The following is a 19063-nucleotide window of genomic DNA, read 5'->3' on the forward strand; positions in this document are numbered from 1 at the left end:
TCCCGATTTCATTGCACCTGGACCCTAGCCCTCGGCCAACGCCATCGCGGCCCTGTCGATCAAGGCCGCCACTTCGGCGGGCATCGACGCCAATGACGCGTGGCCGGCATTCAAGGTCAGAATCTCCCGGGCGTTCAACCGTTCGGCCATCCATTGCTGGTTTTGCGGCGCGATCATCCGGTCTGCGCTGGAAACCTGATACCACGATGGTTTTTTCTTCCAGGCCACGGTGCTGATGGTGTCACCAAAGGTGCTGGCCAGCGGCGCTTTCTGGGTGAGCCCCATGACCAGCCCTTCGGTCGCCGGCAGGTCCTGGCAGAAGCTTTCGTGATAGAGCTCGGGCTTGACCCACAGGTATCCGTCGCTGTCGGGCGCCAGGTTGGCCGCCGCTGCAGGCAGATGCCGTTGCGTAATGCCACCGGGGCTTTCGCCGGCGTCCGGCGCGAAGGCGGCGATGTACACCAGCCCAACCACATTAGGCAAATCACCCGCTTGCGTGATCACCGCACCGCCATAGGAATGCCCCACCAGCAGTACCGGCCCCGGCACCTGGGCGACCATCTGGCGCGTACGCTCGGCATCCTCGGCCAGGGACGTCAGCGGCAACTCGACGGCACGAATGTGCGTGTCACCCCGGCTGAGCAATTTGACGATGACCTTGTTCCAGTGGGCAGCGCCGCCCCAGAATCCATGGACCAGCACGATCGTGGGTTTGACACTCATCATCATGTCTCCGATTGCGGATGGGGTTGTCAGTCGCTTGCGTCAGCCCTGATCGCCGCCGCCCACGGGCATGACCATGCCGGTGATATAGGACGCTTCGTCGCTGGCCAGAAACAGAATAGCCCCCGCCTGCTCATCCAGCGTGCCGTAGCGTTTCATCAAACTGCTGTCGAGGGTCTGGTCGACGATCTGCTGGTACCAGTGTTTTTCCTGCTCACTCTGCTCGGCACCGTTGCGCGGTATGCGTCGCGGCGGTGCTTCGGTGCCGCCAGGTGCAGTGGCGTTGACCCGCACGCCACGACCGGCGGTTTCGAACGCCAGACAAGCGGTCAAGGCATTCACCCCACCCTTTGCCGCACCGTAGGGCACGCGGTTGAGACTGCGGGTGGCGATGGAGGAGACGTTGACGATCGCCCCGCTGCCCTGCTCCAGCATGAACGGCAGCGCCGCATGGCAACACCACAAGGTCGGGAACAGCGAACGGCGTACCTCGGCCTCGATCTGCGACGCTTCATAGTGCTCGAACGGCTTGGCCCAGATCGTGCCGCCGACGTTGTTGATCAGCACGTCGAGACGACCGAATCGCTCGACGGCGGTTTGCATCACCCGGCAGCATTCCTCGTATTGCTCAAGGTCGGCGGTCAGGGCCAACACCTGGGTGGCCGGCGCCAGGTGTTGCTGCACTTCGAACACCAGTTCGGAACGATCCACCAGGATCAGCCTCGCCCCTTCCGCGGCCATACGCTCGGCCACCCGCCGCCCGATGCCTTGGGCGGCGCCGGTGATCAGTGCGACTTTTTCGTGAAATTTGTTCATGGACACCTCAAATAATTCCGGCCAACCAGGAATATGCAGGCCAAACCCGGTCCTGTGTCGGGCACCGAGTTTGTATATGACTGCTATCAACTGTGGGAGCGAGCCTGCTCGCGAAAGCTGTTTCACAGGCAACATCGATGTTGAATGTTCCGGCCTATTCGCGAGCAGGCTCGCTCCCACATTGGGTATAAGTGCGCAGCTCAAGCCGCGCTGGCGGCGAATTTCTCAAAGTAGAAATTCGCCGGCTTGATGCCCTGCTCACCAATGTACTTGCTGACCGCCTCGACCATCGGCGGCGGGCCGCACAGGTAGACGTCGACGTCGCCATCGTTCAAATGTTCTGGCTCGATGTGCTGGGTCACATAGCCCTTGAGCGGGTGCTGGCTCTCGGGGCTGGCCACGCAGGCGCTGAAGGTGAAGTTGGGGATGCGCGCGGCAAAGGCTTCGAGGCGGTCGATTTCCACCAGGTCGAAATCGTGGGTCACACCATAGATCAGATGCAGCGGGTGATCGCTGCCCTGCTCGGCGATCTTCTCCAGCATCGCGGTGAACGGCGCCAGTCCTGTGCCACCGGCCAACAGCAGCAACGGACGGCGAATGTCACGCAGGTAAAAACTGCCCAACGGTCCGGCCAGGCGCATGCTATCGCCGGCCTTGGCCATGCCGGTGAGGAAACTGCTCATCAAGCCGCCCGGCACGTTGCGGATCAGGAAGCTGACCTCGCCATCGCGCTGCAACGAACTGAATGAATAGGCACGGGTCTGCTCGCTGCCGGGAATCCCCAGGTTCACGTATTGCCCCGGCAGGAACGCCAGCTTGCTCAAGGACTCGCCCTTGATCGACAGCGTAATGGTGCTGTCGGACAACTGACGCACGGCGCTGATGGTCGCGTCATAGCTGGCCTGGCGGGTACGGCAAACCTCCGAGGACGTCGGCACCCGCACCACGCAGTCACTGCGGGCGCGCATCTGGCAGGTCAGGACAAAACCCTGCTCGGCCTCTTCAGGGCTGAGGGCGTCTTCGATGTATTCCTCGCCCAGATCATAGGTGCCAGCCTCGGCAAAACACTTGCAGGTGCCGCAGGCGCCGTCGCGGCAGTCCAGCGGGATGTTGATGCCCTGGCGGTAAGCGGCGTCGGCCACGGTTTCGCCGGCATTGGCGTCGATGAAACGGGTGACGCCGTCTTCAAAATTGAACGCGATGGAATGGGTCATGACGGCCGCCTCACAAGTGGTAAACATCGATGACCTGACGAACGTAGTCGTTCTTCAGGATCACTTTCTTGGCCTTGATCAACGGGTTTTCACCGCGCACATCGAGGGTGTAGAAACTGCTGCCGAAATAGCTGTCGACGGTCTTGTACCGAAAACTCAGGGTGTGCCAGTTGAAGCGCACCTTGCACAGTCCGTCGGCCTGTTCGAGCAGCTCGATGTTGCTGATGTTGTGAGACGTGCGGGTGTCTGGCACGCTGGCGCTGGAGCGCTCGGTCTTGATGCGGAAGATGCGGTCTTCCAGGCCGGTGCGGTTGCCGTACCAGATCAGCGAGATTTCCCGCTGCGGGTCTTCGGTCAATTCGTCGTTGTCGTCCCAGGACGGCATCCAGAACGTTGCATCCGGGGCATAAAGCTCCAGCCACTCGTCCCACTGCCGGTCATCGAGGTAACGCGCTTCGCGGTAGAGAAAGTCGCGCACGGTATCAAAGGCAATGCTCATTGCACGTCCTCCACGGCGATCAACTTCGACTGCTCGGCGGCCAGGGCCTTGAGCATGGTCTGCTGCCAATACTTGTGTTGCAGCACGAACAGGCCTTCGTCTTCGGTGCGCACGCCGCTGAGCAGCGGATGCAGGTCGATTTCCCTGGCTGCCTCATCGGCGCCTTCGATCCAGTGCTCGGCGCCACGGGACATGTCGTTCCAGGTGGTGACGCTGCCCTGGTAGCTGGTCTGGCAGGCACGGAATTCCTCCAGATCGTCGGGTGTGGCCATGCCGCTGACGTTGAAGAAATCTTCGTACTGACGAATCCGGCTGGACCGCGCGTGGTCGCTTTCACCCTTGGGGGCGATGCAGTAGATGGTGATTTCCGTGCGATTGACCGAGATCGGCCGGGCGATGCGGATCTGCGAGCTGAACTGGTCCATCAGGTACACGTTGGGGTACAGGCACAGGTTGCGCGAGTTCTCGATCATCCAGTCGGCGCGAGCCTTGCCGAAGTCCCGGGCCAGCTCATCGCGACGTTCGTACAGCGGACGGTCCTCGGGGTTGGCCCAACGGGTCCAGAGCAACATGTGGCCCTTGTCGAAGGAATAGAAACCGCCGCCCTGTTTGGCCCAGCTGCCGGCGCTCATGGTCGGATTGCTGTCGCCGGCTTCGCGCTGTTTGCGCTGGTTCTGGGTAGCCGCGTAGTTCCAGTGCACCGAGCTGACGTGGTAGCCGTCGGCGCCGTTCTCAGCAGTGAGCTTCCAGTTGCCTTCGTAGATATAGCTCGAAGAACCGCGCAGCACTTCCAGGCCATCGGCGGACTGGTCGACGATCATGTCGATGATCTTCGCCGACTCGCCAAGGTGCTCGACCAGCGGCAGCACATCGGCCTTGAGGCTGCCGAACAGGAATCCGCGATAGGACTCGAAACGCGCCACGCGGGTCAGATCGTGGGAGCCTTCGCAGTTGAAGCTCGCCGGGTAGCCCGCCTGGGCCGGATCCTTGACCTTGAGCAGCTTGCCGGAGTTGTTGAACGTCCAGCCGTGGAACGGGCAGGTGTAGGAACTCTTGTTGCCGGACTTGTGCCGGCACAGGGTCGCGCCGCGATGGCTGCAGGCATTGATGAACGCGTTCAGCACACCGTCCTTGTTGCGCGCGATGAAGATCGACTGGCGCCCGATGGTGGTGGTGTAGAAATCGTTGATGTTGGGAATCTGGCTTTCGTGGGCCAGATACAGCCAGTTGCCTTCGAAGATGTGCTGCATCTCCAGATCGAACAACCGGGGGTCGGTGAACATCTCGCGCTTGCAGCGATAGAGGCCCTGTTCGGGATCGTCTTCAAGCAGGGAATGCAAATATTCGGGTCGCAGGGTCATGGCCGCCGCCTCCATTGTTATTGTTCAGGCAGGGCCATGCTAGGACGGGGGATCAGGCTGGAATATCCGCTGGGTGCAGACCTTTATCCGTTTTGTGCAGGGGGGATTTCAATACTGAATTTACTGGCCTCTTCGCGAGCAGGCTCGCTCCCACAGAGGTTCTGCAGCGGACACAGAATCACTGGATGGCACAAATCCAATGTGGGAGCGAGCCTGCTCGCGATGGCGTCAGGTCAGGCGGCATCGATGTTGAAGGCCTCAGTGCCGGCGCTTGAGGGTATCGGACGGCAATTCGCCAAACTGTTTGCGGTAGCTGTCGGAGAATCGTCCCAGGTGCAGGAAGCCGTAGTCCATCGCCACTTCCGTGACGTTGCGCACGTTGCAGGTCGGGTCGCTCAGGCAGGCATTGATGCGTTCCAGACGCTTCTGGCGCAGGTAGTTTTTCGGCGTCAGGCCGGCATTGCGTTCGAACAGGCCATACAAGGAGCGCAAACTCATGTGCGCCTGGCGCGCCAGCTCCTCGCTGTCGATGTCCCGCTTGAGATTGCTCGCGATATAGTCGGCAATCGCTTCGAAGGTGGCGGCCTGGGAACCAGGTTCGAGGCGGCTGATGTTGGTTTTCATCAGGCTCAGCATTTTGCTGGTGATGATCTGTGCGTAATGCTCCTGCACCCTGGGGATCTGTTCGGTGGCCTCGGCTTCCTGGCAAATCATCGCCAGCAGGTTGACGAAACCTTCCAGCTTGCCCAATTGATAGCGGTTCTCCAGAAACCGTACGCCCTGCCCCGGATACTGCCAGCGCTGCTCATCGCAAACCGACTCGAACAACCGGGTGGGGATCTTCAGGATGAATTTTTCGCAATCGGCGGAATACGTCAGGTCCACCGGATCATCGGGATTGATCAGCAGCAGTTCGCCGGGGGCGAAGTAATGCTCCTGGCCATGCCCGCGCCACAGGCAATTGCCGCGCAGCAACACTTGCAGGTGATAGATGTTCTCCAGTGCGCCCGACGTCACCCGCACACTCGCGCCGTAGCTGATCCGGCACAGGTCGAGGCTGGCGAACTTTCGATGGTCGAGACTGGCCAGTGGCTGTCCCGTACGGGGCATGAGGATGCAATGGTTGCCGACGTGCTGATTGACGTAGCCCGACACCGCGTAAGGGTCGGCCTGGTCGAACACCCGGCTGCGCTGACTCAATAGTTGAGCTTGCATCATCAGGTCACTCTCGTTTTTGTTATCGGTTGCGTCGGTCCATTCTAGAACAGTGCGTCTGTGGCTTGAGATATTTCCGGCCAGTTGCACATCCCCCATTGTGGGAGCGAGCCTGCTCGCGAAAGCGGAGTGTCAATCAACGTTGAAGTTGAAGCTGACGCCGCCTTCGCGAGCAGGCTCGCTCCCACAGGGGTCGAACATTTTGCGATATCAGTCCTCGAGTGCGCGGACCCGTTCGTGGCGCTGTTGTTCCTCGGGCTGGGCGGACGACTGCAAGGTGAAGTCGAATTCGATTTCGGCAAAGCGACCGCTTACACCATGGGCTGCCGCACGCTGCTGATCGTCGCTGAAGGTGATCTTAGCGATCAGTTCGTCGCGGGTGGCATAGGCAAAGTCATCGTGCAGGTACTGATCGCCGTCGAGGTTGATCTGGGTCGTCAGGTGGCGGTGATCCGGTGCGGAAATGAAGAAATGCACGTGCGCCGGGCGCTGGCCATGACGGCCCAGTTGATCGAGCAGTTGCTGGGTCGGACCGTCCGGCGGGCAGCCGTAGCCCGACGGCACGATGCTGCGGAAACGGTAGCGGCCTTCAGCGTCGGTCACGATACGGCGACGCAGGTTGAATTCCGATTGCGCGGTATCGAAGTACGAGTAGGTGCCGCCGGTGTTGGCGTGCCAAACGTCGACGACAGCGCCGGCCAGGGGTTCGCCAGCGGTGTTGAACACGCGGCCTTGCATGAACAGGGTCACCCCCGGATCGATGCCATCGTCAAGGCGGGCTTCGCCGACCGACAGTGGCGCGCCCGCCACGTACAGCGGGCCTTCGATGGTACGCGGCGTGCCGCCGGACTTGCCGGCCTGTTCGTCTTCGGCGTCCATCAGCAGGTCGAGGTAATGTTCCAGACCGAGACCGGCCACCACCAGCCCGGCTTCCTGGCGCGCACCCAGTACGTTGAGGTAGTTGACGGCTTTCCAGAACTCTTCCGGGGTCACGGCCAGGTCTTCGATGATGTTCACCGAGTCACGCAGGATGCGGTACACCAGCGCCTTGGTCCGTGGGTTGCCGGCGTCATTGAGCAGGCCGCTGGCCTCTTCGAGAAATTTCTGGACTTCGGCAGTGTGGGAAATCTTGACGTTCATTTTGCAGGGTTCCTCATCTTGTAATTATTAGCGTAGCGGGCTGAACCGGCTGGGCTCAGCGGTCATCGTCACGGATGGAAGAAGGGTGCCGGCACATCGCGTCGATTTCGATGGCCATGTACGGGAACAGTGGCAATTGCATCAGCAGGTCATGCAGTTCCTGAACGCTGTCGACATCGAACACGCTGTAGTTGGCGTAATGCCCGGCGATGCGCCACAGGTGGCGCCACTTGCCCTGCTCTTGCAGGCGCTGGGCCAGGGCTTTTTCGTCAGCCTTGAGCCTGGCGGCCGCTTCAGGATTCATGTCGACCGGCAGGTTCACGGTCATTTTTACGTGGAACAGCATAATGCTCTCCTCAGGCTTGATGAATGGTCTTGTCGCGGCGGAAGAACGCCAGGCGCTCTTCATCCAGGCTCAGGCCCAGGCCCGGCGTTTTCGGCACGTGCAGTTCAAAATCGCGATATTCCAGCGGTTCGCTGAGAATGTCTTCGGTCAGCAGCAACGGGCCGAACAGCTCGGTGTCCCACGCCAGTTTGTTCAGGGTGACAAAGGCATGGGCCGAAGCCATGGTGCCCAGGCCGCCTTCGAGCATGGTGCCGCCGTACAGGGCGATGCCGGCCGCTTCAGCGATGGAGGCAGTGCGCAGCACGGCGCGTGGGCCACCGTTCTTGGCGATTTTCAGGGCGAACACCGAGGCCGCGCCTTCGCGGGCCAGGTTGAACGCATCTTCCACGCTTTCGATGGATTCGTCGGCCATGATCGGCGCCGGGCTCATGGCGTTCAGGCGGGCCATGCCGGCGCGGTTGTTGCGCGAGATCGGCTGTTCGATCAGGTCGATACCGTTGCTGCCGAGGATTCGGCAGGCACGTATCGCGACGGCTTCGTCCCACGCCTGGTTGACGTCGACCCGCACGCTGGCACGATCACCCAGGGCTTTCTTGATGGCAATTACGTGGGCGAGGTCGCGATTGACCTCACCGGCACCGATCTTCAGTTTGAAGATGCGATGGCGGCGCAGATCGAGCATTTTTTCCGCTTCGGCGATGTCTTTTTCGGTGTCACCGCTGGCCAGGGTCCAGGCCACTGGCAGCGAGTCGCGAACACGGCCGCCGAGCAATTCGCTGACGGGCAGGCCGAGACGTTTGCCCTGGGCGTCGAGCAGCGCGGTTTCGATACCGGACTTGGCAAAAGTGTTGCCACGGATGCTGCGCTCCAGACGCAACATGGCGGCGTTGACGTTGCCGCTGTCCTGGCCGATCAACAGCGGTGCGAAGTGCGTATCGATGTTGGTCTTGATGCTGTCCGGGCTTTCATTGCCGTAGGCCAGGCCACCGATGGTGGTGGATTCGCCGATGCCTTCGATGCCGTCGGCGCAACGCACGCGAATGATCACCAGGGTCTGGTTCTGCATGGTGTGCATCGCCAGCTTGTGCGGGCGGATGGTCGGCAGATCGACGATGATCGTCTCGATCGACTCAATGGCGGTTGCTAGCATTTCGATACCCGTCAGGTTCTTGAAGTTCTGAGTTGGATTCTCATACGGCTTTTTCCGGGCGGCCAATATAGAATTGGTCTGGCTTGATACCTTAAAGGTATTCAATTGAAAATCCGGAGGCTCCATGGAACTGCGTCACCTGCGTTACTTTCAGGTGCTGGCTCAAACCCTCAACTTCACTCGCGCCGCCGAGCGCCTGCATATTGCCCAGCCGCCGTTGAGCCGGCAGATCCAGCAACTGGAGGACGAATTGGGGGTGATGCTGCTGGAGCGCGGCCGACCGCTGAAGTTGACTGACGCCGGGCGGTTTTTCCATGAGCACTCCACCGCCCTGCTCGAACAATTGAACAAGGTCTGCGACAACACGCGGCGTATCGGCTCGGGTGAAAAAACCTGGCTGGGTATCGGCTTTGCGCCGTCGACACTGTATGGCGTGCTGCCGGAACTGATCCGACGGTTACGCAGTGGCGAGCCGCTGGAGCTGGAATTGGGTCTGTCGGAAATGACCACCCTGCAACAGGTACAGGCATTGAAGGCCGGGCGCATCGACATTGGTTTCGGCCGAATCCGTATCGACGACCCGGCCATCGTCCAGACCGTGCTCACCGAAGACCGCCTGGTCGCCGCCCTGCCCGCCGGGCACCCGTTGCTCGCAGGCCCCATCAGCCTGCGGGACCTGGCGAAGGAACCCTTTGTGCTGTACCCCGGCAATCCACGGCCGAGCTACGCCGACCATGTGATTGCCCTGTTTGAGTCCTATGGCGTGAGCATTCACGTCGCGCAATGGACCAACGAGTTGCAAACGGCAATCGGTCTGGTGGGGGCAGGAATCGGGGTCACGCTGGTACCGGCCTCGGTGCAGTTGCTGCACCGCGACGACATCGGCTTCACCCCGCTGCTGGAAGACAACGCCACCTCGCCGATCATTCTCAGCCGACGGGTGGGCGATGTGTCGCCGGGGTTGAACCATTGCTTGCGGATGATTGATGAACTACAGCCGCAAGGCTGATAACGATCAACCCGCAAAGGCCCGGCGCCCTGCCTTTATCCTGGTACGCAACTCGCCGACCAGATCGGAGACGACGCGCACACTGGTCAGTTCGGCCGTCGAAACACCGCTGACCAACAGCTCCACCCGCCTGGTGACAGGGTCGTAGACTTCGATGCGCAGCAGTCCGAGGCTCTCCGTGCATTCGCACGACAGCGGCGCAAACCCGGACTCTACGATGCTGCAAAGAACTGAAATCGGAAGCATGGCCGGTCCCTCGGGCAACAGTCATTTCGATTGGATCCGTTTCAGCATAGATACGCTTTGCCGATTCCGCACCGGAACTCATTCGCGATGAGTGTTGTCCAGCTCTGATTCCTGCACGTTTCTAATGGGTGTTAGCGCCCCAGATCCAGTTCCAGAACCCCGGCAACTCGACCGGCTGTGAATCGTCACGCACGGTTCGCGCCATGGCGGCCCGCAGCAACGCGGCCTGATCCTCGTAGAATGGCTTGTCCGCGGTCTTCACCCCGGTCTCCCGGGCGCTGTCGAGCAGTATCTGCAGGTACTCGCGGGTATGCCGGGCGGTATAACGGTTGAGGTCGTGGAAGGTCACCACCACCGGAATCACGCCATCGACCACCGGCAATTCGCCACGAGCCATGCGTTCGCGTACCTCAGACATGGAGCGCAGCATGTGCGACCGGCGGCGGGGGCTGGCGTTGAAGCCCCAGATCTTGCCGTCATTGGCGCTCAAGTCCGTCAGCAGTACATGCAGGCCATGCTGCTGATAGGCGGCGAACGTGCGCTTGTCGTAGTTCCAGAATGGCGGGCGCAGCAGGATCGGGGGGGCGCCGGTGATCGCCGCGATGTCGGCGCTGCCATCGGTCAGGGCCTGTTCCAGCTCTTGCGGCTCCAGCGAGCGATGGTTGGTGTGCCAGGGCGTCGCCGTGTGGAAGCCCAGAATGTGACCTTCGGCGTGTTCGCGCCGCATGATGTCCCGGCCCAACTCGCTGCCGCCGGCTCGCGGTGCGCGGGTTTGCACGAAGAACACGGCCTTGATGCCCGGTTGCAGCGGGTTTTGCGCCAGGCTCTCAAGCACTGTGATAGTCGGATTCCACCAGCTCGACGCGCTGGGGCCGTCATCGAAGGTCAGCAGAAACCGGATGGGGGGTTGCTCGCGCAAACGCTGTTCGGTCTGCGCAGTCATTTCAATCGGTGCTGCAATACAACCCAGCAGACCCACTGCCAGGGCGCACACCGTTAAACATTTCAACAACTGTTTCATCTTCTGCCTTGGGCCAGACCATCACGGTCAATACTTCAACTGGCACGAATCCTTCGCCCGTTCATCCGTCGTCAGCCCGCATCAAGAGGGCGAGCCGAGGTTGGATAAGGTACACAGAGTTTGGTTCCAGTACTTGCCAGCCCGTTTCGTCGCCACCGGCTAAACTGAAAAAAACGCTCAAGCAGAGTGTCAGGCCATGTGCGGACGACTGTCGCAATACCGTGGAATTCACGACTTCGTGGCGGTGCTGAGCATCCCCGACGCGCTGGTCAACCGCGTCGGCAACGAACCCCTGGCGCACTATAACGCCGCGCCCACCACGCAACTCGCCCTGTTGCACCTGGAGAATGAGCGGCTGCACGCCGACGCCGTGTGCTGGGGTTGGCGACCGCACTGGGCGACGGATCGCGTGGCGCCGATCAATGCCCGGGTCGAGAAAGTCGCCCATGGCCCGTACTTCCGGGCGATCTGGCCCCATCGCGCAATCTGCCCGATCGATAACTGGTTCGAATGGGTCGACGACGGTAATGGCAACAAACAACCGTGGCTGATTCGGCGACGGAACCGGGCGCCGGCTTTTTGCGCGGCCATCGGCCAGTACCCCATCGGCGGAGCCCCTCACCGGGAGCATGACGGTTTCGTCATCCTGACGGCCGACAGCGCGGGCGGCCTGCTGGACGTACATGACCGACGCCCGGTGGTATTCTCGCCGGAGCTGGCGCGGGAATGGCTGGACCCGGCCACGCCCAAGGAACGGGCCGAGGAAATGGCGCTGTCCCAGGGCGAGGCCAGTCACGTATTCGAGTGGTACAAGGTCGACAAGGCCGTTGGCAATGTCAGGAACCAGGGCGCCGCGCTGATCAAAGAAGTTCCATGAACTGATCAGTAACGACCGTTGTGCATACAAACTGAAATGCCACAACGGCACATGACAAGGCCCCGCTCAAAGGCGTAACGCTGCTGTAGGAGCGAGCTTGCTCGCGATGGACGTTAACGATTACGCGTGTTTACTGGCTAAACGCGGCGCTCTTGAGTCCATCGCGAGCAAGCTCGCTCCCACAAGCAGCATTACGCGCAATGGCGGGGCTCTGTTGTATTCGCGTGCCGCTCAGAACTTGCGGTCAGGCTCCGAAAGTTCCTTGCCGTCGTCAGGATGCTTCCAGTCCGGTACCGAACGCTTCTGCTGCTCAATCTCTTCTTCCGTGGGCTCGTCCTCTTCTTCTTCCAGATCCGGACGCTTGGGGTCATTGGCCATGTTCACCTCTCTTCCTGAAGGGATCGGTCATCCACTTTAAGCGTAGAACAGTTTGCGTCGACCGGCTCACAGCCACCAGCGCAGCAAAAAGAAGAAGCCCATGCTCAACAGCATGCTGAGCAAGGTGTTGCGGGTGTAGAGCACCAGGCCGACGGCCACCAGTGAGCTGATCAGATAAGGGTTGTCCCACTGCAGGTTCAGCTGTTTCTCCGGCATGAACACAATCGGCCCGCAGATGGCGGTCAACATGCCCGGTACGGCAAACCCGAGGAATTGCCGGGCATTGCTGCTCAGGCGCACCGGCAGTCGCGGCTCCAGAAAAACATAGCGGTTGAGGAACACCAACACGCCCATGCCGACAATCACTGCCCAGACCATCATGTGCGTCCACCGTAGAATTTATTGCAGACAAAACCGGCGGTCATGCCCGCCAACCCCGAGAGCACCAGCGCCGAGCCCCATTGCCAGTAGCTGAACAGCACCGAGCAGAACAGCGATACCGCCACGCACACCACCGTCGGCACGTTGCGGACCACCGGAGTGATCAGGGCAATGAAGGTGGCCGCGATGGAGAAATCCAGGCCCAGGTGTTCGAGACCCGGAATGCTGCTGCCGAGCACAATGCCCGCCAGGGTGAACAGGTTCCAGGCGATGTAGAACGTCAGGCCCACGCCCAAGGCGTACCAACGGTTGAATTGCTGCTTGTCGTGCTGGCTGGTCAGGGCGAACAACTCATCGGTGAGTAGAAAACCCAGGCCAGCACGCCAGTGCCCCGGCAACGGTGAAATCACCGAGCGCATGCTCATTCCGTACAGCAGATGCTGGGAGGTCAGCAACAACGTGGTGAGCAGAATCGAAAAGATCCCGGCACCGCCCTTGAGCATGCCGATGGCCACCAGTTGCGCGGCTCCGGCAAACACAATGCTCGACAAACCCTGGCCTTGCAGAGGCGTGAGGTTGGCCTCGATGGCCATGGAACCGGCCAGCAGGCCCCAGGGCGCGGTGGCCAGGGACAGCGGCATGATCGCCGCAGCGCCACGCAGAAAGGCACTGCGCGGCATCATAGAGTTGGACATGACGTTCTACAGACAGGGAAAGACCCCAGACTTTGCCAGCTATGGCGGCCAATGGCTTGAACAATCTTGCTCACTGATACGACTGCGTGCCATTCATCGGCTGGCCGCTTGATTCGCTAAAGTGACAACAACATGATGGCGCTGCATTTTCATCGAGGCAGGCCCTTCATGAGTTCAATGGAAACCGACAGCGACGTTTATAAAACCCTGCTTGAGTCAACACGGGCGATTCCCTGGCGCATCGACTGGAAAACCATGACTTTCAGCTATATCGGGCCACAGATCGAGGAACTGCTGGGCTGGAAGCAGGACAGTTGGACTTCGGTCAACGACTGGGTCGAACGCATGCACCCGGATGATCGCGACTACGTGATGGACTTCTGCGTCTCGCAATCGCGGGCCGGTCTCGATCACGAGGCCGACTATCGGGCGCTGACCGACAGCGGCGAGTACGTGTGGATTCGCGATGTGGTGCACGTGGTGCGCAAGGACGGCGAAGTCGAAGCGCTGGTGGGTTTCATGTTCGATATCAGCGAGCGCAAGAAAACCGAAGAACACCTGATCCGCCTGCAAAAGCAGCTCGAAGAATATTCCTTCCAGGACGGCCTGACCGGCATCGCCAACCGGCGCATGTTCGATACCGTGCTGGAACGCGAGTGGAGCAATGCCCAGCGCACGGGCTCACCATTGTCGGTGATCGTGCTGGATATCGATTACTTCAAGCAGTACAACGACCATTACGGCCACATCAAGGGCGACGAATGCCTGCGCCGCGTCGCGCAAACCCTGTCCCTGGCGGCGAACCGGCCACGGGATTTCATCGCCCGGATCGGCGGCGAAGAGTTCGTCTGGCTACTCCCGGAAAGCGATGCCGAGTCCGCCAGGCTCGTGGCGCACAAATGCCTGCACCTGATTCGCCAGCAGCAGATCCCCCATGAGTTCTCGAACGTGTCGAACCTGCTGAGCGTCAGCCTGGGCGTCGGCACTACCGCCGCTTCTGAGCATGCCACGGCGCTGGAATTCGTCGACCAGGTCGATCAATTGCTCTACAAGGCCAAGCACATGGGGCGGATGCGTGCCGAGTTCGCTGATTTTCGTGATTGACAAACGGCGCACCGGCTTTTAAAACTGGGCGCCTCACTCAGGGTGTAAGCAAGTATGTCCGCAACCTTCAACTTCAACTTTTCCGTCTTTGGCTTGATTGCCAAGGCGCAAGGTTGCGTTGCGCACACCCTCAAATCGAAGAAACAGTCGCTCATGTGACCGGGGCGCGCTGTCCCGTCAGATGAGCTGACAGGACATTGAGCGCTACGGACCACCCTCCCCTTGCTTACTCTCCTTCTACGCTCCTGACGGTGACGAAATCGGTCAATCATCAGGAGAAAGTGCATGTCCGCGTTTCAAGGTATCTGGGTTCCACTGGTCACACCGTTCCAAAACGGCGCCATCGATTTCGTCGGCTTGCGGCGGCTGGTCGGCCATCTGCTGGAAAAAGGCGTCGACGGCCTGATCGTTTGCGGCACCACCGGCGAACCGGCGGCGATGGGCAAGCATGAGCAACTGGCGGTGCTCGATGCGGTGCTGGAACAGGCGCCAGCGCAACGGGTGGTCATGGGCCTGGCGGGTAACAACCTGACCGAGTTGTTGCAGTTCCAGAGCGAGATTCTCAAGCGCCCGGTGGCTGGCCTGCTGGTGCCGGCGCCTTATTACATCCGCCCGTCCCAGGCTGGCCTGGAGGCGTTCTTCCGCACGGTCGCCGATGCCTCCAGCGTTCCGCTGATTCTCTACGATATCCCCTACCGTACCGGCGTGGCCTTCGAACAGGCGACCCTGCTCAACATCGTCGCCCACCCGCGCATCGTTGCCATCAAGGATTGCGGAGGGAATTTTTCCAACACCCTCGCCCTGCTCGAAAGTGGCCATGTCGACGTGCTGTGCGGGGAAGACAACCAGATCTTCAATGCCCTGTGCCTGGGCGCCAAAGGCGCGATTGCCGCATCGGCGCATATCCATCCCGAACTGTTCGTGCAGTTGCATCGGCAGATCCGCGACAACCGGTTGGCGGACGGCCGCGCCACGTTTTTCCGTTTGCTGGCGCTGATCAACAGCCTGTTCCTGGAACCCAAACCGGCCCCGGTGAAAACCGCGCTGGCCCTGCAAGGCTTGATCGGTGACGAACTGCGTGCGCCGATGCAACGCAGCAGTGAATCGATGACCCTGCGTTTGAAAGGCGTGCTCAGCGCATTGGGCCGCGACAATCGATAGAGCGCCCGCCACCGGTCCGAGTACCATGGAGCGATTCGTTCAGCCTTCAGGGGCACCGATATGCTGTACCGGATCGCAGCCGACGGGCTGATGCTGTTTCACTTGTTGTTCATTGTGTTCGTGTTGTTCGGCGGGTTGCTGGTGCTCAAATGGCGCCACCTGATTTGGTGGCATCCGCCTGCGGCGCTGTGGGGCATGGCAGTGGAATTCTTCCACTTGCCCTGCCCGCTGACCGACTGGGAAAACCGTCTGCGCCATGGGGCCGGGCAATCCGGCTATGGCGGTGGATTCATCGAGCACTATCTCTGGCCGGTCATCTATCCCGCCGGCCTGACACCCGGCATTCAGTTGGGACTGGGCGCCGTGGTGCTGGTGATCAACGTGCTGGTCTATCTTCGATTGATCCGGCAATGGGCCGCCTGAAACTTCAACCATCCGCCAAGGACTGAACACATGCTGTCGACCGAAGACCTGGCCCTGCTCGAGGCCATCCGACAAACCGGCAGTCTGTCGCGGGCGGCGGCCCACCTGGGCAAGGCGCCGTCGACCGTGTCCTATGCGGCGCGGCAACTGGAGGAGCGATTCGATGCCTTGCTGTTCGACCGCCGCCGCTACCGCTTGCAACTGACCCCGGCGGGCGAGTTGCTGGTCAATGAAGCAGCGCGGCTGATGCAGGACGTCTCGCGCCTGACCCAACGGGTCCGGCAAGTCGCCAACGGCTGGGAGAGTCGCTTGTGGATCGTGACCGACGAACTGCTGGAGTTCGAAACCCTGATCCCGGTGATCGACGAATTCGATGCGCTGCAATCGGGCGTACCGCTGCGCATCACCCAGGAAGTGCTCAAAGGGGTCTGGGAAGCCCTGCGCGAAGACCGCGCGGACCTGATCATCGGCGCCACCAACGAACCTCCGGCAATCGCGTCCTTGCGCTGGATGCAACTGGGGGAAATGGAATGGGTGTTTGCGGTGTCGCCCAAGCACCCGCTGGCCAAGGCCAAAGGCCCGATTACCCGGGCCATGGTCGCGCAGCACCGGGCGATTGTGGTGGCCGATTCGTCCAGAGTCACCGAAGGCAGCACCTATGGCGTCACCGGGGGACAAGCGGTGCTGGCCGTGCCAACCATGCACGCAAAAATCCTCGCTCAATGCAATGCGCTGGGGGTGGGTTGGCTGCCGCGACACCGGGTTGGCTCGCTGCTGAAAAACGGCACGCTGGTTGAAAAGCCGATGGCCGACCCGCGCGAACCGAACATCCTGTACGCCGGCTGGCGTGGCGACCATGACGGTCGCGCTCTGGGCTGGTGGCTGGAGCAGCTTGAAAGGCCCAACCTGGCTACCCGGCTGGTGCAGGGAACGGACCGCTTTGCCTGACGCCTGACATTCAGTTGGCGATCACACTCATGTTGCGCCCACTGGCCTTGGCCACGTACAGCGCCTTGTCCGCCGCGCCAATCAGGTCTTCGGGGCGAACCTGGGAAGCGGTATTGCTGGCACACACGCCAATACTGACGGTCACGCTGCCTTGCGGGCTATCGCTGTGGGCAAATTCAGCCTGCAGCACCGCGCGGCGGATTTTCTCCGCCACCAGAAATGCTCCCACGTAGTCGGTGCCGGGCAGCACCACGGCAAACTCTTCGCCACCATAACGGGCGGCCAGGTCACCGGGGCAGTTGATGTTGTCCGTGATGATCGCACTGACCTTGCGCAAACACTCATCACCGGCCACGTGGCCGTAGCGATCATTGAACGGTTTGAAATGATCGACATCAATCATCAGCAGCGCCAACCCGGTCTGGCTGCGCCGGGCTTGTCCCACTTCGGCATCGATGAACGCGTCGAACTGACGCCGGTTGGCCAGCCCCGTCAGTGCATCCTTGAGGGCCAGGCATTCGAGGTTGCGATTGACCTCCAGGAGCTTGTCCTGGGTATCCAGCAACTCGACCTGCACCAGATTCTGCTGCTTCATCAATTTGATAAGCCGGAACCCAAGCATCCCGAGAATACCCAGCAACAACGAGACGATGCAGATGCTGAGCAGGGTTTCCCGGCGCCAGCTGGTCAGCACTTCATGCTTGTTCAATGCGGCAAAAACGATCAGCGGATAACCCTCGACCCGGCGGTACCCCGTCACCCGCTCGACACCGTCGATGACCGATGTGATCGTGGCGGTGCCCGCATCGCCCTTGGGCAACAATTGGGTGAACAACGGGCTTTTGGCCAGGCTGGTGCCGATATCCGCCTCCTTGAAGGGTCTGCGAATGACAATGCTGGCATTGTCGGCGATCAGGTTGATCACGCCGTTACTGCCCATGTCGATGCTGTCGTAGAGTTGCAGGAAGTGGCTGAGGTAAATCGACGCCAGTGCCACGCCGGCAAAGCTGCCATCGGGATGATTGACCCGGCGCGATACCGTCATGATCCATTCACCGCTCGAACGGCTCCTGATCGACGGCCCGATATGCGGCCCGCGGCTGGGGTTGTCGCGATGGAAGATGAAGTATTCGCGGTCGGCGTTGTTGACGCCGGATTGGCCGGCACCATTGGAATTGGCGACCCACTGGCCTTTTTCGTCGAAAACGAACAGGCCGTGGAGCTGGCTCAACTCGCTGCGCTGGGCATTGAGCAATTGCGGCAACCGGGACCGATCCATACCGTCGTGCTCCAGACGATCGACCAGAGTGAACAACAGCGTGTCAGCCTGCTTGATCGTTGCCTGCGCTTGCGAAGCCAGGGTCTGCGCAAGGTTGGACATCGCCACTTCCTTGTCATGCAGGTGGTACTGGCGTGAGCTCCAGGCTTCCCGGATCACGATAACCACCATCGACAGGCACACGGCGACCAGCAGGATCACTGCCGAGCGGACCTTGAGCCGGGGCACCGCTGGCCGGAGCATTTCAATATGATCGTTGATCGATGGATGTCCCATGGTGCTCCCTGAGTGCCTATGACCGGACGAACCTTCCTGATCGCCGTTTTTGCTCACTATGCCTGATCCAGGCTCGCAATGATGCTAGCGCGACGCCTGCTTCAGCGCTTCCAGCCACGCCGGATCCAGTCGCATCTGCCCGGTATCGATACCCTGCGCCTGCATCCGTTCCTCGTGCTGATCCATTTCGCGGATCAATTGGCTGTGGTCACTGGAATTGCCGTCCAGTTGATGCATCTGGTTCAACCCCAAATGGTAGAAACGCAACAGTTTCATGGCAATCGGATCACCCTGTTCCACGGCCGCCGTTACATGATGCATGACATTGGTGATGCTCATCAGGCTGCGCTTGAGCTGCCAACCGTAGACCGCCGGCGCCATCCATTCCTGCTGCCAGAACACTTTGCGCATCAGCACGGCCATTGCCAGCACCGCAACAAATACGCCACCGACGTTGAAGCGCAGATTGTCGCCCCCCGGTGCGCCGAACAGAGCCACCGCCGCCGTGGACAGGCCCATCGCCAGCGCCAGAAAGATCAGGGCAATGATAAAGGTGCTGCGCCGCGTCTGCTGCCGGTAGGTATCGGCGTTCATCGGCTGGATTTCGAACATTGCGTCGGGTTTCCTGAGCTTCAATGGTAAAAAGGGGTCTGAGGCAAAAAGACTGCGGGCCATTATCGCCTCTGCGAAGGATTTAGCTATGCTGGAGCTCCTTTTCATCTTTTCATCGTCAAGCGGGGGACATGGCGAGACCACGCAGTTCGTGCCATCTTCTTTCATGAATACACATTATTCGGATGC

Annotated in this window: 22 protein-coding genes; 6 read left to right on the forward strand and 16 right to left on the reverse strand. The window is 60.7% G+C overall.

The window, feature by feature from the left end; all coding sequences use genetic code 11:
• Nucleotides 1-24 precede the first annotated feature (24 nt).
• The 9 genes from ACEN8E_RS18865 to ACEN8E_RS18905 all read right to left on the reverse strand — a co-directional run bounded on the left by ACEN8E_RS18865 (nucleotide 25) and on the right by ACEN8E_RS18905 (nucleotide 8464).
• Nucleotides 25-723, reverse strand: a complete 699-nt coding sequence (locus ACEN8E_RS18865) for an alpha/beta hydrolase (RefSeq protein WP_495589417.1) — start codon at nucleotides 721-723, stop codon at nucleotides 25-27.
• A gap of 42 nt (nucleotides 724-765) precedes the next feature.
• Nucleotides 766-1539: a 1,6-dihydroxycyclohexa-2,4-diene-1-carboxylate dehydrogenase gene (locus ACEN8E_RS18870; protein WP_495589418.1), complete on the reverse strand. Its 774-nt coding sequence runs from the start codon at nucleotides 1537-1539 to the stop codon at nucleotides 766-768.
• 200 nt (nucleotides 1540-1739) lie between these two features.
• A complete protein-coding gene (gene benC / locus ACEN8E_RS18875; protein WP_495589419.1) occupies nucleotides 1740-2753 on the reverse strand; it encodes a benzoate 1,2-dioxygenase electron transfer component BenC in 1014 nt (337 codons plus the stop codon).
• Between the two features lie 10 nt (nucleotides 2754-2763).
• Nucleotides 2764-3252: a benzoate 1,2-dioxygenase small subunit gene (benB, locus tag ACEN8E_RS18880; protein ID WP_495589420.1), complete on the reverse strand. Its 489-nt coding sequence runs from the start codon at nucleotides 3250-3252 to the stop codon at nucleotides 2764-2766.
• Complete coding sequence (gene benA, locus ACEN8E_RS18885) at nucleotides 3249-4613, reverse strand: benzoate 1,2-dioxygenase large subunit (RefSeq protein WP_495589421.1); 1365 nt, start codon at nucleotides 4611-4613, stop codon at nucleotides 3249-3251. Before benA ends, benB begins: the two co-directional genes overlap by 4 nt.
• A gap of 258 nt (nucleotides 4614-4871) precedes the next feature.
• Nucleotides 4872-5831 carry an AraC family transcriptional regulator gene (locus tag ACEN8E_RS18890; protein WP_495589422.1) on the reverse strand — a complete coding sequence of 320 codons (960 nt, stop codon included), beginning with the start codon at nucleotides 5829-5831 and terminating at the stop codon, nucleotides 4872-4874.
• Nucleotides 5832-6038: 207 nt separating this feature from the next.
• Nucleotides 6039-6968, reverse strand: a complete 930-nt coding sequence (catA, locus tag ACEN8E_RS18895; RefSeq protein ID WP_429372447.1) for a catechol 1,2-dioxygenase — start codon at nucleotides 6966-6968, stop codon at nucleotides 6039-6041.
• Nucleotides 6969-7023: 55 nt separating this feature from the next.
• Nucleotides 7024-7314, reverse strand: a complete 291-nt coding sequence (gene catC, locus ACEN8E_RS18900; protein ID WP_007978984.1) for a muconolactone Delta-isomerase — start codon at nucleotides 7312-7314, stop codon at nucleotides 7024-7026.
• A gap of 10 nt (nucleotides 7315-7324) precedes the next feature.
• Complete coding sequence (locus tag ACEN8E_RS18905; protein WP_495589423.1) at nucleotides 7325-8464, reverse strand: muconate cycloisomerase family protein; 1140 nt, start codon at nucleotides 8462-8464, stop codon at nucleotides 7325-7327.
• Nucleotides 8465-8588: 124 nt separating this feature from the next.
• Between ACEN8E_RS18905 and ACEN8E_RS18910 the strand changes: the two genes are divergently transcribed.
• A complete protein-coding gene (locus tag ACEN8E_RS18910) occupies nucleotides 8589-9473 on the forward strand; it encodes a LysR family transcriptional regulator (protein ID WP_495589424.1) in 885 nt (294 codons plus the stop codon).
• 6 nt (nucleotides 9474-9479) lie between these two features.
• On the opposite strand, the gene ACEN8E_RS18915 is transcribed toward ACEN8E_RS18910, so the two are convergent.
• Together ACEN8E_RS18915 and ACEN8E_RS18920 are read right to left on the reverse strand one after the other, a co-directional pair.
• Nucleotides 9480-9719 carry a DUF1652 domain-containing protein gene (locus tag ACEN8E_RS18915; protein ID WP_495589425.1) on the reverse strand — a complete coding sequence of 80 codons (240 nt, stop codon included), beginning with the start codon at nucleotides 9717-9719 and terminating at the stop codon, nucleotides 9480-9482.
• A gap of 121 nt (nucleotides 9720-9840) precedes the next feature.
• Nucleotides 9841-10740, reverse strand: coding sequence for a polysaccharide deacetylase family protein (locus tag ACEN8E_RS18920; protein WP_495589426.1), 900 nt, complete (start codon nucleotides 10738-10740; stop codon nucleotides 9841-9843).
• 196 nt (nucleotides 10741-10936) lie between these two features.
• Here ACEN8E_RS18920 and ACEN8E_RS18925 point away from each other — a divergent pair, with 196 nt between their 5' ends.
• Nucleotides 10937-11617, forward strand: a complete 681-nt coding sequence (locus tag ACEN8E_RS18925; RefSeq protein ID WP_495589427.1) for an SOS response-associated peptidase family protein — start codon at nucleotides 10937-10939, stop codon at nucleotides 11615-11617.
• Nucleotides 11618-11848: 231 nt separating this feature from the next.
• On the opposite strand, the gene ACEN8E_RS18930 is transcribed toward ACEN8E_RS18925, so the two are convergent.
• The 3 genes from ACEN8E_RS18930 to ACEN8E_RS18940 all read right to left on the reverse strand — a co-directional run bounded on the left by ACEN8E_RS18930 (nucleotide 11849) and on the right by ACEN8E_RS18940 (nucleotide 13071).
• Complete coding sequence (locus ACEN8E_RS18930) at nucleotides 11849-11995, reverse strand: hypothetical protein (RefSeq protein ID WP_413428291.1); 147 nt, start codon at nucleotides 11993-11995, stop codon at nucleotides 11849-11851.
• Nucleotides 11996-12061: 66 nt separating this feature from the next.
• Nucleotides 12062-12373 (reverse strand): AzlD domain-containing protein, encoded by a 312-nt coding sequence (locus ACEN8E_RS18935; RefSeq protein ID WP_178076748.1) that lies wholly within the window; start codon nucleotides 12371-12373, stop codon nucleotides 12062-12064.
• Nucleotides 12373-13071 carry an AzlC family ABC transporter permease gene (locus ACEN8E_RS18940; RefSeq protein ID WP_495589428.1) on the reverse strand — a complete coding sequence of 233 codons (699 nt, stop codon included), beginning with the start codon at nucleotides 13069-13071 and terminating at the stop codon, nucleotides 12373-12375. The genes ACEN8E_RS18935 and ACEN8E_RS18940 overlap by 1 nt, the downstream gene beginning before the upstream one ends.
• 168 nt (nucleotides 13072-13239) lie before the next feature.
• Between ACEN8E_RS18940 and ACEN8E_RS18945 the strand changes: the two genes are divergently transcribed.
• From ACEN8E_RS18945 to ACEN8E_RS18960, 4 genes are all read left to right on the forward strand, one after another.
• Nucleotides 13240-14175: a GGDEF domain-containing protein gene (locus ACEN8E_RS18945; protein WP_495589429.1), complete on the forward strand. Its 936-nt coding sequence runs from the start codon at nucleotides 13240-13242 to the stop codon at nucleotides 14173-14175.
• A gap of 285 nt (nucleotides 14176-14460) precedes the next feature.
• Nucleotides 14461-15336 (forward strand): 4-hydroxy-tetrahydrodipicolinate synthase, encoded by an 876-nt coding sequence (gene dapA / locus ACEN8E_RS18950; protein ID WP_495589430.1) that lies wholly within the window; start codon nucleotides 14461-14463, stop codon nucleotides 15334-15336.
• A 60-nt stretch (nucleotides 15337-15396) separates the two neighbouring features.
• Nucleotides 15397-15759, forward strand: a complete 363-nt coding sequence (locus tag ACEN8E_RS18955) for a DUF2784 domain-containing protein (RefSeq protein ID WP_495589431.1) — start codon at nucleotides 15397-15399, stop codon at nucleotides 15757-15759.
• A gap of 30 nt (nucleotides 15760-15789) precedes the next feature.
• Nucleotides 15790-16707 (forward strand): LysR family transcriptional regulator, encoded by a 918-nt coding sequence (locus tag ACEN8E_RS18960; protein ID WP_495589432.1) that lies wholly within the window; start codon nucleotides 15790-15792, stop codon nucleotides 16705-16707.
• 10 nt (nucleotides 16708-16717) lie between these two features.
• On the opposite strand, the gene ACEN8E_RS18965 is transcribed toward ACEN8E_RS18960, so the two are convergent.
• Nucleotides 16718-18262: a sensor domain-containing diguanylate cyclase gene (locus ACEN8E_RS18965; protein WP_495589433.1), complete on the reverse strand. Its 1545-nt coding sequence runs from the start codon at nucleotides 18260-18262 to the stop codon at nucleotides 16718-16720.
• 84 nt (nucleotides 18263-18346) lie between these two features.
• Nucleotides 18347-18874 carry a DUF3087 domain-containing protein gene (locus ACEN8E_RS18970; RefSeq protein WP_495589434.1) on the reverse strand — a complete coding sequence of 176 codons (528 nt, stop codon included), beginning with the start codon at nucleotides 18872-18874 and terminating at the stop codon, nucleotides 18347-18349.
• Nucleotides 18875-19063 lie beyond the last annotated feature (189 nt).

Source organism: Pseudomonas sp. Pseusp9 (assembly GCF_059491265.1).